Genomic DNA, 17,606 nt, shown 5'->3' on the forward strand with positions numbered 1-17,606 from the left:
GCGCCGGTCCGGCGAGATCGCGGTGAACGGTTCACCGGCGCGCCTCGTTGGATAGGCGCGTCCGGGCAGCCCGTCCGGCAGGGGTGGAGCTGGAGGTGCCGTGCGGACACGGCGGACGATCATGGGCCGCGAGGCGCAGTTGGACGCCCTCGACGCGGCACGGGAGAGTGCCGCCACCGGCGGCCGGTTCGCGCTGGTCCGCGGACCGGCAGGGAGCGGCCGGACGACTCTGCTGGACACGGCGGCCGACGCGTGGCGTACCGCCGGGGTCGCGGTGCTCCGGGTGACGCCGCCGGCGACGGACGACGCCACCGCCGGTTTCGCGGCGCTGCTGCACGCCGTCCGGGAGCAGTACGAGGTGGTGGCCGACCCGCCACTCGCCGGCCCGCTGAGCGCGCTCGGTGCCCTCTGCGCCGAGCCTGGCGGCGAGCAGGCCGTACGCGCTGCCGCCCTGGCTCAGCAGACCGCGGCGGCGTTCGCGCTGATCGGCCGGCGGACGCCGACCGTGCTGGTCGCGGACGACGCCGGCTCTGCCCTGGCGTCGGCGCTGGCCGCCGCCGTACGCGACAGTTGTCTCGTGGTGGCCGCCTGCGGTGCCGACGAAGGCCGGCTCGGCACCCTCGCGGACGTCGTGGTCGAGCTGCCGCCGTTGAGTGCCGAAGCCGTGCGCGAGATGCTGTCCCGGCGGTACGGCGTGCCACTCGACGACGCCGTGCCGCCGGCCCTGACCAGCGCGCTCGGGCCGCTGGCCGGGCATCCCCTCACGGTGCTGGAGACCGCACACGAGCTGACCCGGGCCGGGCGGCTCGCGGTCGTGCGCGGGCACCTGTGCCTCCTGGACCCGCACGACCCGATCGCGCTGCCGACGGATCACCACCTGCTCACCGCGCTGCACGGACGGGGCCGGGTCGCCCTGCGGCTCGCCACCATGGCGGCCGTCACCCGGCTGCGCATCGACGACCTGCCGCTGCTCGCCGAGGCGACCCTCGGCCGGCTCTCCGACTACGGTCCGATCGTCGACGAGCTTGTCGGCGACGGGGTCCTCGTCGCCGAGCCACGGGGCGGAATCCGGCCGCAGAGCCCGGCGCTCGCCGCACGGCTGATCACCGATGCCGGCCCGCACGCCGTGGCCCGCCTGCACCGCGCCTGTGCCGCGGCGATGTTCCGCCGGGCCGCCTACGGAACACCGTCGGACGGAGCGGCCCTGGCCGACCAGGTCACCTCGGCCGGCATCGCCATGCCCCTCGACGGGCGTACCGCGCTGACCCTCACCGCCGTGGCCGCCGAGGCCGCCGACCGCGAGCCGAACCGGGCGGCGCACTGGCTGGGCGCCGCGCTCCGGCACGCCTGCGACGGGCGGGCGGTGGACGACATCCTCGCCCGTCTCCTGCGGCTGCTGCTGCGCACCGGCGAGGTCGCCCGCCTCGCCGAGGTGGTGGACACGGCGATCCGCCGAGGTGGTGCCGGGTCGTCCACAGGCGTCGGGGACCTCGCGGCCGCCGCCGCGCTGGCGGCCGTCCACACCGGAGCTTCGGTGCCCGAGCGCACCCGCAGCGCGCTGGCGCAGGCACCGGCCGCGCAGGCGCTGTTCGACTTCGCCGACTGGTGGCGCACCGGCGTACCGACAGTGCAACCGGCAGCGCCGATGCCTGCGGCTGTCGGATCGCTGCTGAACCCCACGGAGCTCGGCATCCTGAACGGGGCGGTCCGCGATGGGCTCACGCAGGCGGATCGAAGCGCGGAGGACCTGCTGCTGGCCGGCGAGACGGGGGACCTCGTAGCGCTTCTGGGGCTGGCCCTGGGCGAGCATCGCTACGGCACGCCGAAGCGAGGGCTGCTGGCCTCGTACCACCGGCTCCAGACCTGCCACGCCCGTGGCGACCTGTCCGGCATGCTCTCGGCCGCCCGCGAAGTGGACCTCGCCGGCACCGACGTGCCCCTGATCCGGGGTCTCGCCCGGCTCTGGGCCGCCGAGGCACTCGGCCTGCGGGGACGAGCCACCGAGGCGGCCTCCTGGCTCGGCTCGGTGCCGGCCGGGCCACCGTACGCCGCGCTTCGCTGGTGGGCCGCGAACGGGCCGGCGGGCGAGGCCCAGACGGCGCGCGAGGCCGCGCGGCGGCTGGGCGACGCACAGCTGGCGTACGAGAGCCACCGACGACACGGCAGCAGGATCGGCGTCGAGCAGCTCCTGGTCCGGGCGGCGGGCCTCGCGGCACGGTTCGCTCTCGACGAGCAGAGCGCCTGGCTGGCGGCGACCGCCGACGCGGACCCGGTCGGGCGGCAGCGACTCAGCGGGCAGAGCACGCTGCTGATTCAGGCACTGTGCCGGGGCGACGCGGACGCCGCCGTGCGTGGTGTCGACCTCGTACGTTCCCGTGGGCACCGCCTCGCCCTGGCGCACGCCTGTCTGGCGCTCGGCCGCACCGCCGACGACCCGCGACCGTGGCTGATCGAGGCCCAGGCGGTGGCGAAGACTGTCACCTCCGGCTGGCTGCGCACCGCCGTCGCCGCCGCCATGCGGGAGCGGGGTGTCCGTCAGCCCCGCTCTCGGACGCCGAAAACGACCTTCAACGTGGTGGAGAGGCGGGTCATCGAGTTGATCGGGCAGGGCCGGACCAACCGGCAGATCGCGGCTCAGGTGCGGATGAGCGAGAAGACCGTCGAGAATTACCTGACCCGACTCTTCGCACGCACCGGCTGCCGTTCCCGGGTCGAGCTGGCCGCCGTGAGTCTCACCACGGACATCCTCGGTACGGCGTCGTGACCGACGTCCGCAGCGCCACGCCGGCGGAGATCGACGGGCCGCCCCTGACCCTGCTCACCGGTCCGGCCGGCATTGGTCGTACCCACGCCCTGCGCGCGCTGCGGGACGCCGTCGTGCGCGCCGGGCGGCCCGTCCTCGATCTGCGGCTGGCCCCCGACGCCCGGCACGACGCCGGCTCTCTCGCCGGGCGCATCCTCGCCGCGCTCGTCCCGATCCCCACCCGACTGGCCGCCGGACGTGGTTGCGTTCGCGTCGACGAGCCGCCGGCCCGTGCGCTCTCCCGCGTGCTGCGGGGGCACCCCGGTCTGGTGCTCTTCGTCGACGATGCCCAGTGGGCCGACACGGCTTCCACCGAGGCGCTGCTGAGCGTGCTGAACGAGGTGCCTCGGACCTCCGTACGCTGCGTTGCCACCCTGCGTACCGATCCCGCCGGCACACACCAGCGGGCCGGTTTCGACAGGCTGCGGGCGGCCGGGCTCGTGCGGGTCCAGCGGCTGCGACCGTTGGCCGGGGCCGAGGTCGACGCGCTCGCGCGTCAGGTGTTGCAGGCGACGCCGCACGATTGTCTCTCGACGCACCTGCGCCGGCTCAGCCGCGGTGTCCCCGCCGCGGTGCTGGCAGCCCTGGACGGCTACCGCGACTCGGCCCTCCTGCGGATCGTGGACCGTCGCGCCTATCTCACCGACCCGCTCGGCGGACCCCGGATTCCCGCCGCGCACGACCTCACCCGGCCGGCGCGTCGGCGGGGACCGGCGACGCACGCGGTGGCCCGCGCCCTGGCCGTGTTCGAGCCGCTGGGCGCCACCGTCCCCGAGCTGATCGGGCAGGCCCTCGCCCTCGCGCCCGAGCAGGTGGGCGCTCACCTGGACGACCTGCGCGCGGAGGGTGTCGTTCGGGAGAGCCGGCGCGGCTGGCGGTTCCCGGTGCCCGCGATGGCACTGGCCCTCGCCGCAGGTCTCGGCCCGTACGAGCGGCAGCGGCTCGCGCAGGTGGCGGTCGAGGCGCTCTGGTCGGGCAGGGCGCGGTGCGCGGACCCGGAGTACCTGCCCGACCAGATCGTCGCCGCCGGTGGCCTGGTCGACGCCGCCCGCGCGGTGGCCCTGCTGCGCCGGCACGCGAACGCCGCTGCGGTACGGGCACCCGCAGCCGCCGCGCGCTGGTGGGCCGGTGCGGCCGATCTCAGCGGCGATCGCGCGGACCGCGCCGAGGCCCTGCTCGCGCTGGCCACCGTCGAGGTCGGCGCCGGGCGGTACGGCACGGCCCAGGCGCAGGTGCGCCGACTGCTCGGCGAGTACGTCGACATCCTGGGCGAAGCCGGTCGGCTGGAGGCGGAACTGCTCGCCGTCGCCTGCGCGCGCGGCACGCGGACGGCGGATGACGTGCAGGCGGCCGCGGCCGGCGACGCCTGGCTGCGCGAGGGCCCCGAGCCGGACCTGACCACCCGCGCTGCCGCGCTCTGCTTCCTGGATCGCTGGTCGGAGGCCGCGAGCCTGCTGTCGGCCAGCCGGTCCGCCTCGACCTGGCCCGACGCCGACGTGGTGATCCGTGGACAGGTCGCCACCGTCACGCGGGCCGCTCCGGCGGCGGCGCACGGTCCGCGATCCGCGCGGACCGAGGCGTGGGTCGGCGGGGGCCCGGCCGGCGCGGGTGCGGGCGGTGACGGTCTCGTCGTGAACGCCTCGGTTCGGGGTGCGGCTCGTCGCCGTGCCGGCGAGTGCGTCGCGCGATTCCGCGCGGCGGCCGTCGTCGGTGAGCTCGACCGGGCGGATCGTGAGCTGGTCGAGGCCGGTCTGACGGTGGCCGACCTGCCGGCGCCCGAACGGTGCCTGCACGACTGGCGGGCGGGCCGGTGGGACGCCGCCCTCGACGCCGCGCTCCTCGGCATCGCGGCCGACCTGCCAGTGACCCGGCCGGTGGCGCACAGCACCGTTCACCGGGCCGCCGCGGAGATCCAGCTCGCCCGTGGCTGGCCGGTACGTGCCCGAGCACTGCTCGACGCGGCCCGAGCCGACGCTGCCCCGCTGCCGCACCTGCTCGCGGTGGTGGCGGCCGAGACCGAGTGGATCCTGGGCGACGCGGCAGCCGCCGGCCGGATCGTCCACGACGCTCTGGACCTGGCCGTTCGGCACGGCCTGGTCATCGGCGTCGACGAACTCTGGCTGGTGGCCGCGGAACTCGCGACCGAGCGCGGCGACGTCGACGCGGCCCGGGTGGCTGCCACGTCCGCGGCGGCGGCGGCGGACCGGGACAGCGGCATCGGCGCGCTGCGGCTCGCCACGGCCCAACTGCTCCTCCGACCCGAGGCCGCGCGCGCCGACGAGGTGGTGGGACGGGCCCGGGTCGTCGGCCAGCCGTACGAGCTGGCCAGGGCCATCGAGCGGGTGGTTCGCCGGACCGGTCGGAACCCCGAGCTGCTGAGCGAGGCGTACGAGCTTCTCGGTGACCTGGGCGCGATCCTGCACCGGTCCCGGTTACGCCAGGCGATGCGCGAGCACGGTGTCACAGTGCCGAGGCGGGCGGAGACCCTTGCCGAGGGGGAGCGGCTGCTCGCCGCTCTGGTCGCCGAAGGCCTGTCCAACCGACAGCTGGCCGCCGCCACGCAGGGCAGCGAGAAGAGCATCGAGGGCCGGCTCACCCGGCTGTTCAGCCGTACCGGCTACCGGTCCCGGGTGGAGTTGGCCGCCGCCGTACTGGTCGGCGAACACCGCATCACCTGAGGCGTCGAGCGTCGGCTCACGCCCCGGTCGGGGTCAACAGGCTCGACAGTGGAAGGTCGATCCCCTTGGCACGGTGCCGCCAGCGCCCGCCGTCGACGTGCAGCACCTGGTCCACCCGGGTGCGGTCGTACGAGCCCTGCGGCACCAGCAGCGTCACGCCGTCGGCCACCAGCTCGGGCAGGCGTGAGCGGACCGAGGTGAGGCCGGCCACCGCCGCGGCGCTGGCCGGCACGTCGACGGCCCGGCCCGCCGCCACCTCGAGGCGTAACAGCCGGTGCCCCTCCCGCACCGCCGGTCGGCGGTACTGCACCGGCAGGAAGTCTCCCGGCGGCTCATCCGGCGACTCCGGCACGACCGCCCAGGCGTTGGCGCTCCGCTCGCCGCGCGGCCAGGGCACCACCTCGTTGGGAAGTCCGTCCGCGCCGTGTCGGGCTCCGGTGCAGCCCAGCAGGACCCGACTCCCGGGCAGCTCGATCTCCTCGTGTGGCCGGCCGCCGTCGTTGATGTCGTAGCCGGCCTGCAGTCGCGCCTGATCGAGCCAGCCCGCCGGGAGCAGGAAGGTCCCCGCCTCGGCGGCGAGGTGGCGCAGGTCCGCAGGCAGCGGATCCACGCGGCCCAGGTCCACCAGGCCACCGGCCTCGACCCGCAGGCACAGCAGGTGCTGACGCGGGTGGGCGCGGGCGAGCCGCTCGCCGTCGAGGTGGCCGAGGAGGAACAGGTTCGCCGACGGTACGCCCTCCACCGCGACCCGCTGCGGCGACCAGGGGCTGACCAGCCACGCCCGTACCGGCTCGGCGTTGACCTCCGGCCGCTCCGGCAGCCACCGTACGCCGTGCGGTCGGCCACCACGTGCGGCAACGGTGCGGGACGGACGCGGGCCGGGGGGCGGCAGGACCCGCTCGGGCGGCGGCGCGGCGGCGGCGGGCTCGGCGGGCGCCGGCCCCGACGTGGGCGTGGGCGTGGGCCGCTCGACCGTGCCCCGCCGTCGCGGGATCAGCCAGCCGTCGTCGTTGCGCCACCGACTGTTCTCGGCGTCCGCACCGGGGTCGGCGGCCCGCAGCCAGCGCGTCGGGCGCCGCTGCTCGTCGACGGCTCGGGCGAGACCGTCCCGGACCGCGACGACGGCGCCGGGCGTCAGGGACCAGATCTCGACGCCGAGGTCGGCCTCCAGGACGCTCAGGTGCTCCCGCAGACCCTCGGTCCACTCGGGCGCCACCGGGGTCAACAGTTGCAGATCCGCACCCGTCCAGCCGGCCTCCGTCAACAGCGACCGCAACTCGGCGGCACCGACGGCGAGGTGGCTGCCGTCGTGGTGGCGCAGCGCGAGGCGCCCACCGCCGAGGATGCTCAGGTCGAGCAGCGTCATGCCCGGTTCGGCGGACAGATCCGCGTACCGGTCGAGGAGCGTGACCTCCGACGGCCGGTCGGTGCTGATCAGCGCGACGCCACCGGCGGCGGTGACGTCGGCCCCGGGGGACGGTGCGAGCCGCCCGTCGCGGTCGGTGGTGAACCGAGGCGTGTCCGGTGCGTGCGGGGGGCGATACTCCTGCCAGCGGCTGATCCGCCCGGAGCGGTCCCGGGCCGCCAGGTCCAGACAGCCCCGCAGCAACACCGCCTCGCCGCCGAGCGCCGGTGTCCACACCGTCGCGCCGGTCGCCTCGGCCAGCGCCGTCACCTCGGCATCCAGCAGGCGGCGCTCCGAGGCGTCGTCCGGCCAGCGCAACCACAGACGCAGGTCGCCGCCGTGCAGCCAGGTCGAGGAGAGGGCCGCGGCCACGTCCGCGCCGGAGTACCGGCCCTGGGCGTCGCCGGCGGCGTCCAGTCGATGGGTCGAGAGCCGGAACTCCCCGGCCCGGGTGGCGAGGGCCACCGTCACCAGGTCCGGATGTCCGACGCCCAGCCGGGCCGCCGCCGCCCGGCGGACCACGAAGTCGTCACGGTTGGCGAACTCCAGGCCGCCCGCCAGTGGCAGCGTCGCCAGCCCGCCTCTGCGCAGCACCAGACCTCCGGCGAGGTCGAACCACCCCGGCAGCGTGGTCGCGAGCGTGGTGGGCTGCACCAGGACCCAGTCGACCACCTCGCCGCTGGTCCGGTCGACAGGCACGGCCTCGGTCCGCACGGCGAGGCCCGGCCCGGTCAGGCGCTGCACCGCCGCGCCCACCGGGGCGACCAGGATGTCGCAACCGAGCGTGTCCGCGACGTGGCCGAACAGGCGCGCGTCGCGGGCGCCGTCGTCGACGAGGACGCGCAGGTCGCGGCCCGTGACCCCGGCAGACCGCGCGTGGTCGGCCAACTCCTCGACGGTCAGCGCCGTGCCCGGATCCTCCGGCCGGGCCAGCCCGCCGTTCTCGGTACGCACCAGCACGATGTCGCACAACCCCTCGACCGGCAGCGGCAGGTCCACGGGGACCCGTTGGTCCGGGGCTCGCCACCTCACCGTCCGACCCCCGCCGCGGCAGGTGCGCCAAGCCGCAGGGACCACCGCGCCGCAGGGCCCGCGCCGATGACGATCGGCACGGTCCGGTTGTGGCCCTGCGGGAGTACGCGCAGAGCGCCCCACAGCTTCGCGGCATCGGCACCGCCGCAGATCAGCACCCGTACCCTGGTTGTCGACCGTTCGGCGGCCACGTCCTCGACCGCGTCGACCCGGCGGCAGCCCTCGGGCGTCGTGTCGCCGAGCGCGTCGCCGGCCACGATCACGTCCGTCTCGCGGCTGAGCTGGTCCAGCAGGGTCAGAGCGTAGCGGCGGCAGGCGGCCAGCTCACCCTGGATGGTGAGCACGTCGGGTGCCACCGCGAGATCGACCCACAGTAGACGTCCGTCCCGCCCACCCAGTACGACGGGGGCGCTCGACGGCGGGTGTCGCTCTCCGTCGGCCAGCCACCCGTACGGAGAGCCCCAGCGGGCCGGGCGCGCGCCGATCAGTCGTACGTGCGCTGGGTCCGGGCCACAGGTCAGGCGCGTGACCAGGGTGGCGAACGGATTGGCAGGCGCCGGGGGTCGCAGGCCTGCCGCCCGGTCGTCGGCGCTCACCTCCACCGAGCTGAGCGCCGTGACGACCGCCGCGGGGACTGCCGGCGCCGCCCGGTCCTGCGGCGCGGGCGCCGGAAGGGCCACCGGCACGGGCCGTGGGTGCGGATCGGCGCTGACCGGGAGGTCGGCGCTGTCGACGCCCGACGTCGCGGGACCCGTGACGGTGGGCGAAGGCGGATCGGCCGCCGCCGACGCGGCCTGGATGGGCGTGCTCTCCGGGGCGGCCCCGGTCCCGCGACGGTCGCCCGGCCCGGGGGCGCGAGGTGCCCGGTGTCGAGATCGGAGCGCCACCTGTGCCCAGAACAGCAGCAGGACGGCGAGTGCGACAAGCGCCACCCGTAGCCCCGTCGGGGACCAGATCGCGGACAGTTCGGGCAGACCGTTGGAGGGTGCGGATTCCGCCGGGCCGGGCCGGGCGGCGGTTGGCGTGGCCGCGTCGGCAGTGGGCGAGGACGACGCTGCCGGCGCCTTCGCGGGCGGGGGCGACGGTGCCGGCGCCTTCGCCGACGGGCTCGGTGCCGGGAGCGCGCCGACCCGGACGTCGGGGCCCTTCGCGTCGCGCGGGAGCGCGAGGATCCAGCCGGGCTCCACACGTGTCACATCGGTCATCCGGCGGCCGTCCGGCTGAAGCCGTCCCTCGTTGAGCGCGAAGATCTCGCGGTACCGGTTGCCGTCACCAAGCGTCTTCGCCGCGATCGCGAAGAGATACTCCCGCTGCCCGTCGACCGCCGGGCCGACCACGTAGTACTTGCCGGTCTCGCCCGGAGCACGGGACACCACCGCGGGCGCGGCCACGGCTGTCGCTGGCACGGCTGCCGCGGCGGTCACTGCCGCGACGGCGGGCAGCGGGAGCAGGAGGAGAACGCCGAGAGCCGTGCGCCGTCGTCTCATCGGGCATCGTCCTTCGCCGGGGTCGTCGTGCGCTGCCGTGCTTCCGAGGATCGTCCACGGAATGGTGAACCGGGGCGCGTCACCTCTCGTTCTCAGGACGTTCTCCCGAGATCGGAGGCGCTATGAGCGGAATTACACCGTACCTGCGGGGCGAGGGCAATATGGCCGACGCGTGCCGTGACGCGGCGGTCGGCATCAGCGACCAACTCGACCGACTGCGTGCCCACCTGGCGAGCCTCGACCTCGCCCGCCTGCAGATGTCCGCCGTCCGTCGGGAGGCGTTGCTGACGGGGTACGACATCTACGTACGCATGCTCGACGACGCGCTGCACGACATCGCCGCTGGACTGCAGGAAGAGCCCGATCCTCGGCGATCCGACACGGCCCTCGTGGGTGGTGGACCCCGGTGAGCACCGCACAGCCGGGGTCGGCTCCCGAGCCGGCCGACATCGGGTCCGCGATCAAGGCGTTGGCCGCCGACGTCGCCGATCGGTTGGCCATGTTGCGCGACGAGTTGGAGCCGACGCGCGCGCGGTGGAGCGGCATCCACGACTACCTGGGACCGGCGGACGAGTGGACCATCGCGGCGGACGGCCTGCTCGGCCCGAACGGGGTGCTGGGCATGGTCAGTGACGCGTTGGAGATCACCCTGCCGGACCTCGTGGCCGTCGGCTGGTCCGAGTGCGCGTCCGGCTCGTCCGAGTGCGCGTCCGGCTCGTCCGCCGCGCACCGGGAGTGACCGCTCATGAGCACGTTCACCTGCCCTGACGCGTCCATCCGGACCAGCGTCGGCCTCTACGTGCTCGGTCGACTGTCCGAAAGAGAGCGAGGCGTTGTCGTCGCGCATCTGCGGGAGTGCACGACGTGCCGGGCCGAACGTGCGGAGATCGGCGATGCCGTCGCCTCGCTCGGCCTGTTGACCGAGGGCGACGTTCGGGATCTGGTCGCCGATTTCGGGGCCGGTACCCCCGGCGCGGCGCGTGGCGTACCCGGCGATCACCTCTTCGGCGCGCCCGGCGCAGGACCGGCCCGAGCCCGACCCGTCCGCGCCGAACCCCGGCCCGCCGGTTCAGCCCGTACCCCGGTGCCGGGGGACAGTCTTCCGGTGATCCGGATCCACCAGGTGTCGACGACATTCGAGCGGCAGCGGAACGGCCCCGGTGAAGGTTTCCTGCCTCCGCGACCCACGACTGGTCCGCTGTCGCGCGGCCCGCACTCGCACCGCCGTCCCCGGTCGCGCCGCCGGCGGGCCGGCGCAGCCGTGGGCCTGACCGGCCTGCTCGCCCTGGCCCTCAGCACGGCGTTGCTGCTCGAACCCTTCAGCGGCGCCGACTCGCCCGGCCCGGCCGTCGCGATGGCCACCACCGAGGACGCTGCCAGCGGTGTGGAACTGTCGGCGGTTCTCTACGATGACGACGGTCAGGTCACCATGCGGGTCTCCACCGACGGTCTGGCGCCGGGCGCGTCATACCAGCTCTGGGCGGTCACCAGGGAGGGCGAGGAGTTGCTGCTCGGCGGGCTCAACGGCGAGCCAGGCGGCGGAACCTACGCCGGCGACGTCGCGGTGTCGGTGGACGACCTGAGCCAGTTGAGCGTGCGTCAGGTCGAGGGTGGAGTTCTGGTGACGGCTGACGTGATCAAGGGATCGCCGTGACCGGGCGAAGGCCGACCGAGTCGACGCGAGCCCTGTCGACCTGAGACGGGGTCGAATCGAGACCGGCCCGGGCAGAGCCGCCCGCCGCGGTGTTTCAGCAGTTCACCGTGCACCGCGAGGTTCCACAGTCGAAGTGGGCGACGCCGCTCTGCCAAGATTCCTCGGGAAATCCCCCACGAACACTGAACGCGGGTACCGATGCACTCGTTATCGCTGCCATGAACCAGGCCGCGGGGAACATGCTCTCCGGCGAGTCGTCGCCAGATCCGACCTACGACGAGGCGTTGCGGCTCGCCTATGAGACACACGGGCCGATCCTGCTCAACTACCTCCTGCGTCTGACCATGGGCAATCGCGGCCTTGCCGAGGACATCTTCCAGGAGACGCTGATGCGTGCCTGGAACCATCCGGAGGCGCGTACGGCCGACGGTCAGTGGAGCCGGGGCTGGTTGTTCACAGTCGCCCGGCGCATCGCCATCGACCACATCAGAGCCGCCCGGGGCAGGCCCGCCGAGCAGCTCGACGAGCGCATCGAGGAGCGGCACGTCGCCGACGACCACATCGACCGCCTCCTCAACGGTCGCGAGGTACGCGATGCCGTCGCCAGACTGCCGGAGCGGCTGCGCAGCGCGCTGATCGAGATCTACTTCCAGGAGCACACTGTCGCCGAGGCGGCGCGCAACCTCGCGATTCCCGAAGGAACCGTCAAATCGCGGACCTTCTACGCGCTTCGCGCGCTGCGCGAGGACCTCACCGCGCGCGGGTTCACCCTCTGAGCCTGGTGCCGCCGTCGGACGACGAGCCCGGCGGCCCGGACGGCGAGAAAGTTCCGAAGTTGGCACGCCCATCCGTGAACCGACCGCTCGTCCGACTCGTTCACAGCGCACATTCGCCGGAGAGGGAACCAACCGTGACACTGAGATCGGTGATCGGGCGCCTGGCCACCTTCCAGACGTTCAGAAGGCGTGCGTGGCGCTCGCTGCGGACGACCCGTCAGCGGATCGAGGCCGGAGTCGCCTTCGTGGCAGCCGTCGTCTGCATCGTCGCGGCGGGTATCCAGGTCGGCCCGGCGCTGGCGGAGACCACGATCGAGGGTGAGCCGGTCCCCGACGACGTGCTGCCGGCGATCGTCGTCGGCGCCACCTCCTGTCCGGCGCTGACCGGGCCTCGGCTCGCCGCGCAGTTGATGGCCGCCTCCCAGTTCAAGCCGACGGCCGTGTCCGAGCGGGGTGAGGGCATCGCCGGGCTGGACTCCACCGCGTGGCAGAAGTGGGCGCCGTGGCAGCAGGCCCAGCGCACCGACGTACGCGCCAACGTGCTCGCTCTGGCGCACCGCACCTGCGAGTCGATCGGCCAGGCCAGGTCGATCGGCGCCGAGGGGGACGTCTGGGAGGTGGCCGTGGCCGCCGAGAGGGTCGGCCTGGACGCGGTGGTCAGGGCCAAGGGCGTGCCGAAGTCCGCCCGGGAGCACGTCGACACCGTTGTGGGCTACGCCAACTGGTACGCCGACCAGCCTCAGTTCTCCGGCACGGCCCGGACCGCGCGGCCGTCCACCGCCCCCTCGCCCGCCACGTTGAGCCTTCCCGAGGAGTACGTCGACACGGTGATCAAGGCCGGGCAGGTCTGCCCGGCGGCCGTGTCCGCACCACGGATCGCCGCGCAGCTCAGATCGCTCTCCGGCTTCAACCCGAATCTGAAGGGCAGCGGCGGCGGCCAGGGCATCGCACAGTTCACCCCGGCGCTGTGGGAGGAGTACCGGCCGTCCGACACCGCGTCGGTCTGGGACCCGCAGGTCGCGATCCCCGCCCTGGCGACCGCGATGTGTGACCTGCGCAACCAGCTCTCCGGCATGAGGTTGAGGCAGACGGGTCAGGAGACCGACGCGTACTCGCTGGCGCTGGCGGCGTACCAGTGGGGGATCACTGCCGTACGGGCCGAGGGCGGTGTGCCACGTGAGGCGGCCGTCCCGCAGCTCGTCGACACGGTCGCCGACCACCTCGGCGTCTACACGGCGGACAAGCGACTGGCCAACCCGTTCCCGGCACCGTCGGCGAGCCGCCCGGTCGCCCCGTCGCCGCCCTCCGCCTCGCCGAAGTCCTCTCCGACGCACCCGGCGGATCCGCCGCCCACGCCCGGCAGGACCCCGTCGCCCGCGCGGTCCTCGTCACCTCCGGTCACCGCTCTGCCGGCGAGCTGGGATCCGGCCGTCTCCTACCAGTTCACCAACGCCCTCAGCGGCCGGGTCATGGAGGTTCCGGGGAAGGACAACGTCACCGCCGGGGGGACGACCATGCAGCTCAGCGACAACCTGCGCCAGAAGGACCAGTACTGGCACGTCGCCAAGGCCCCTGAGCCCGGTTACGTCGTGATCACCAACGCGTTCAACAACAAGGCACTCGGCATCCGCGGCGGTTCCATCAAGAACGCCGCCGAGTTGGTGCAGGTCGACCCGGCGTTCGCCAACCCCAGCCAGCAGTGGAAGTTCATCGACGGTGGCACGTGGGTCGCCCTCATCAACCGCAACTCCGGCAAGGCGCTCGACATCATCGGCGACGACTGCTGTGGCAAGAACGGCACCCCGATCACCCAGTGGAGTTGGCAGAGCTATGCCGTCGACCAGCGCTGGGTGCTCAGCAGATGACGCGGACACGGGACACGGATCGCCGTCGCGCGACGGGCCGGGCGGCGGCGGTCCTCGCCGCGGTCGTGCTCGTCGGCGCGGCACCCGTCGCGCCGGCGCGCGCCGCGGCCGACGAGTACGTGCTCTACTACACGGTCACGTCGGCCCACCAGGGCAAGCCGGAGAATCTCGGTGAGATCGCGGGACGGTTCCTGGGCAACCCGTCGCGGTCCGCGGAGATCTTCAACCTGAACACCGCCCGGCGGCAGCCGGACGGCGGTTCGCTCACCGACCCGAACACGCTCCACGCCGGCTGGTATCTCGTCGTGCCGTGGGACGCGGTCGGCGCGGGTCTGCAACGCGGCGTGTTGCCCACGACAGCCCCCGCACCCGCCGCCGCGCCGACGGCGGGCGGTCCGGCCGCCCCACAGCAGACGTCCACGCCACGGTCGCCGACCGAGCAGCGGAACCCCGGCGCGCCGACGCCGTCCGTCGGCGGGACGCGGCCCTCCGCCGGTGCCACCTCCGGCCCCGGGCAGTTGCCGTCCACGCCGCCGAGGGCCGAGCCGGCGGGCAGGTGCGTCGCGGCATCCGCCGCCAGCGAGCCGTCGAACTGGGCGACCGTACGGCTGGCACCCGACCTGGCCTGGCCGCACAGCCGCGGCGTCGGTCAACTCGTCGCGATCGTCGACTCCGGTGTGGACGGCCGAGCCGTGCCGCTCAGTGGCCGGGTCTCGATCGGGGCCAACATCGTGACCGGTGACGGCCGGGGGGACAGCGACTGCCTGGGCAGCGGTACGGCGATGGCAGGCCTGGTGGCCGCGCAGCCGACCGACGGCGAGACGGTCGGAGGCGTCGCACCGGAGTCGGTCGTCATGCCGGTGCGCGTGGTCACCGATGGCTCGTCCGCCGAGGTGGCGGCCCAGGCGGCGGGGATCGAGGTGGCGGTCTCCGCCGGGGCGACTGTCATCGCGCTCGGCTCGTACGTGGATGCCACGGCCGAGGGCGTGGCGCAGGCCATCCAGACGGCGATCTCCCGGGACATCGTCGTGGTGGCCGGCGCACCGACCGGCCCGAGCGCCGTGGCGCCACCGGCCGAGTTGGTGAGTGTCGGCGGTGTCGGCGCCGACGGCAAGCTCGTGGAGGAGTACGCCGCGGACATGGTCGACGTGGTGGCCCCCGGCATCAACGTGTCAAGCATCGGCATCAACGGCACGAGGCGGTTCGTCGGCAGCGGCACGCAGTACGCGGTCGCCCTGGCCGCAGGGGAGGTTGCCCTCGTCCGCGCCGCGCATCCCGACCTGTCGGCCGCCCAGGTCGTGCACCGGGTGCGGGCGACGGCCGACAGGATGGGTGATGCGCAGCCGGACCCCCGCTACGGCGGTGGCATGATCAACCCGGAGGCCGCGGTGACCCGGGGACTGCCCGAGGAGGCGACGCAGGTGTCCACCGATCGGCGTCGCGACCAGGGCGGCGGCGGGGGTGACGGCGTCCGGGTCGCGTTCCTGCTGACCGTACTGGCTGGGCTCGTGATCAGCGGGCTGCTCGTGTTCCGCCTCCGCCGTAGTGTCCGGCGGGCGGAGACCGAGACCGGGGATGGTGACGATGCGCTGGACGCGGACTGGCCGGTGCGGACCGCGCCCGAGGAGCAGCCCGCGCAGCCCACGCTCACCGGTTCCCACTGAGCGGCGGTCGGTTTCGTGACAGCGCGGAAGTCCCCGGTCGTGAACTCCCAGCAGGGCAGTTCCGTTCTTCTAAGGTCGGGACCGCGGGCGACGAGCCTCGCGGGCGAGGGGTAGAGGACTTGGTGCGGCATGGCTGACGACGTGTGCGATGAGCCCCAGCTCCGCAGCGCGCTCGGCGTGTACCTGGCCGGCACGCTGGACGCGGAGCAACGCGCGGCAATCGAGAGCCACCTTGCCACCTGCGCCGAGTGCTTCGCCGAGGCCGAGGGACTGGGCGAGGCCGTGGTGATGCTCGCCCTGCTCTCCGACCTCGACCGCCGAGAGTTGGTGGCCGAGTTCGGGGTCGCCCCGGCACCGTCGGCGCAGGCCGACGAGCCCGAACCGGAGCCCGAGCCCGAGCCCGAACCGGAGCCCGAGCCCGAGCCCGCTCCCGAGTCGGAGCCTCGTGCTGTGGCCGCAGAGCCGGTGGTCGCGTCCCGCGGTGTCGACCCGGCCCGTGGCCCCGCCACAACGCGGGGAAGCACCGGCCCAGGCCGCTCGACGCCCACGCCTGCCACCCGCCCCGGCCGGAAGCAGCGCCGGCAGCGGCTCAGACTCGCGGGCGCCGGGCTCGCCGTGGTGGCCGTGATCGCGGCAGGACTGCTCGTCGGTCAGTCGTTCCTGGGCGGGCCGACAGTCCGGGACGTGGCGGACCCGAACGGTCGCGACACCGCCGTCACGCTTGTCACAAACGCCACCGACACTCCGAGCGGCGCAGTGCTGTCGGTGGCCGTCTCGCAGCAGGGCGACGCCGTGAACCTGCGGGCGACAGTGGCCGGTCTGCGGGTCGGTGCGCCCTACCGGTTGTTCGTGACGGACGTCGACGGGCAGAGCTGGGAACTGGCCGTGGTGACCGGCGCCGACCACCAACAGGAGGTGGTGCGGGGCTGTCCGGTGCCGCTCGACCGCCTCGCCCGGTTCAGCGTCACCGCGGCGGACGGTTCCCTCGCGGTTGTCGCCGTCGTGGACCGGGCCTCGCGGTCGGCAACGCCCCGCTAGCCGTGGTGGGCGCGCTTGTCGGTGCGGTGGTGACGGCCCTGGCGGTCGGCGCGGGCTGGCCGGTGGCCGCGCCCACCCCACCTCCGTCCGGCGGCGGCTGCCTGCGGACGCCGGAGAGCATCGAGACCGGCGTGCCCTGGGCGCAGGAGCGCCTTGGCGTGCAGCGGGCCTGGTCGTTGTCCAGGGGACAGGGCGTCACGGTGGCGATCGTGGACACGGGCGTGGCCGCGAACAGCCCGCAGCTCGACGGTCGGGTGCTCGCCGGCGTCGACCTCACCGCGGCCGGCCGGCCGCCCGCCGACGACGACTGCTTCGGGCACGGCACGTTCATCGCCGGCATCATCGGGGCGGCCCCCGCCGCGGGAACCGGCTTCGTCGGCGTCGCGCCCGAGGTGCGGATCCTGCCGGTCCGGGTGGCCAACAGCACGGACGACGGCTCGGCGGCGCTGCTCGCCCGGGGGATCCGGACAGCGGTGGACGCCGGCGCGGACGTCATCAACATCTCCGCCAGCACCGGGTCCCCGGAGCCCAGCCTGGTCGAGGCCATCGCGTACGCCGAGGCCAAGGACGTGGTGGTCGTCGCCGCGGCGGCCAACGGCACCCAGCAGAACCAACAGCCGGCCTACCCGGCGGCGCTGCCCACGGTGCTGGCCGTCGGCGCCATCGACTCCACCGGTGCCCTCGCCCGCTTCTCGCGCACCGGCAGACACCTGGGCCTGACCGCGCCCGGTGTCGACGTGGTCAGCATCGGCCCCGGCGGGCCGGGCCACTGGCAGGGCAGCGGCACCAGCTACGCCGCACCGTTCGTGGTGGGCACGGCCGCGCTGGTGCGGGCGTACCGACCGGCGCTGACGGCCGCCGAGGTGCGGCACCGGCTGCTGGTCACGGCCGACCACCCGGCGGTCGCTCTGCCGCACCCGGGGTACGGCTGGGGCGTGGTCAACCCGGCCGCGGCGGTGGCGACGGTGCTGCCCGAGGAGGGTGCCGTCGGGCCCGGCGCCCCCGTGCCTGCCGCCCGCCATCCCGACCTGCCCACCCCGGATCCGATCGGGCGCTACCTGGTCACCCTCGGCGCGGGCCTGGCCATCGTGCTGACCGGGCTCGTCGCGCTGCTCACCGTGCTGATGCCCGCCGGGCATCGACGTCGCTGGCGGCCCGCCCGTGTCGTCGAGGTCCGCCGCCCACCGGCGACCTGAACCGTCGG

12 protein-coding genes are annotated in these 17,606 nt (G+C 74.5%); 10 read left to right on the top strand and 2 right to left on the bottom strand.

Annotation, left to right across the window (positions count from 1 at the left end; all coding sequences use genetic code 11):
• Positions 1-100: 100 nt before the first annotated feature.
• A complete protein-coding gene (locus ACLQ26_RS26195) occupies positions 101-2,764 on the top strand; it encodes an AAA family ATPase (protein ID WP_425746956.1) in 2,664 nt (887 codons plus the stop codon).
• Positions 2,761-5,481 carry an AAA family ATPase gene (locus ACLQ26_RS26200; protein ID WP_425746957.1) on the top strand — a complete coding sequence of 907 codons (2,721 nt, stop codon included), beginning with the start codon at positions 2,761-2,763 and terminating at the stop codon, positions 5,479-5,481. Before ACLQ26_RS26195 ends, ACLQ26_RS26200 begins: the two co-directional genes overlap by 4 nt.
• 16 nt (positions 5,482-5,497) lie before the next feature.
• Here ACLQ26_RS26200 and ACLQ26_RS26205 read toward each other — a convergent pair whose 3' ends face one another.
• Together ACLQ26_RS26205 and ACLQ26_RS26210 are read right to left on the bottom strand one after the other, a co-directional pair.
• Positions 5,498-7,885, bottom strand: coding sequence for a hypothetical protein (locus ACLQ26_RS26205; RefSeq protein ID WP_425746958.1), 2,388 nt, complete (start codon positions 7,883-7,885; stop codon positions 5,498-5,500).
• A gap of 29 nt (positions 7,886-7,914) precedes the next feature.
• Complete coding sequence (locus ACLQ26_RS26210; RefSeq protein WP_425746959.1) at positions 7,915-9,405, bottom strand: hypothetical protein; 1,491 nt, start codon at positions 9,403-9,405, stop codon at positions 7,915-7,917.
• Positions 9,406-9,527: 122 nt separating this feature from the next.
• On the opposite strand from ACLQ26_RS26210, the gene ACLQ26_RS26215 reads away from it, so the two are divergent.
• From ACLQ26_RS26215 to mycP, 8 genes are all read left to right on the top strand, one after another.
• On the top strand, positions 9,528-9,815 hold the full coding sequence (locus ACLQ26_RS26215) for a hypothetical protein (protein WP_425746960.1): 288 nt from the start codon (positions 9,528-9,530) through the stop codon (positions 9,813-9,815).
• Entirely contained in the window at positions 9,812-10,144 is a 333-nt protein-coding gene (locus tag ACLQ26_RS26220; protein ID WP_425746961.1) for a hypothetical protein, read from the top strand. The genes ACLQ26_RS26215 and ACLQ26_RS26220 overlap by 4 nt, the downstream gene beginning before the upstream one ends.
• Before the next feature lie 6 nt (positions 10,145-10,150).
• On the top strand, positions 10,151-11,059 hold the full coding sequence (locus ACLQ26_RS26225) for a zf-HC2 domain-containing protein (RefSeq protein WP_425746962.1): 909 nt from the start codon (positions 10,151-10,153) through the stop codon (positions 11,057-11,059).
• Positions 11,060-11,277: 218 nt separating this feature from the next.
• A complete protein-coding gene (locus tag ACLQ26_RS26230) occupies positions 11,278-11,835 on the top strand; it encodes a sigma-70 family RNA polymerase sigma factor (protein ID WP_425746963.1) in 558 nt (185 codons plus the stop codon).
• Between the two features lie 134 nt (positions 11,836-11,969).
• Positions 11,970-13,700, top strand: coding sequence for an RICIN domain-containing protein (locus ACLQ26_RS26235; RefSeq protein ID WP_425746964.1), 1,731 nt, complete (start codon positions 11,970-11,972; stop codon positions 13,698-13,700).
• Positions 13,697-15,364 (top strand): S8 family serine peptidase, encoded by a 1,668-nt coding sequence (locus ACLQ26_RS26240; protein WP_425746965.1) that lies wholly within the window; start codon positions 13,697-13,699, stop codon positions 15,362-15,364. The genes ACLQ26_RS26235 and ACLQ26_RS26240 overlap by 4 nt, the downstream gene beginning before the upstream one ends.
• A 129-nt stretch (positions 15,365-15,493) precedes the next feature.
• Entirely contained in the window at positions 15,494-16,402 is a 909-nt protein-coding gene (locus tag ACLQ26_RS26245; RefSeq protein WP_425746966.1) for a zf-HC2 domain-containing protein, read from the top strand.
• Between the two features lie 5 nt (positions 16,403-16,407).
• Entirely contained in the window at positions 16,408-17,598 is a 1,191-nt protein-coding gene (gene mycP / locus ACLQ26_RS26250) for a type VII secretion-associated serine protease mycosin (RefSeq protein ID WP_425746967.1), read from the top strand.
• Positions 17,599-17,606 lie beyond the last annotated feature (8 nt).

It is taken from the genome of Micromonospora sp. DT43, assembly GCF_049841645.1.
Taxonomy (GTDB): domain Bacteria; phylum Actinomycetota; class Actinomycetes; order Mycobacteriales; family Micromonosporaceae; genus Micromonospora.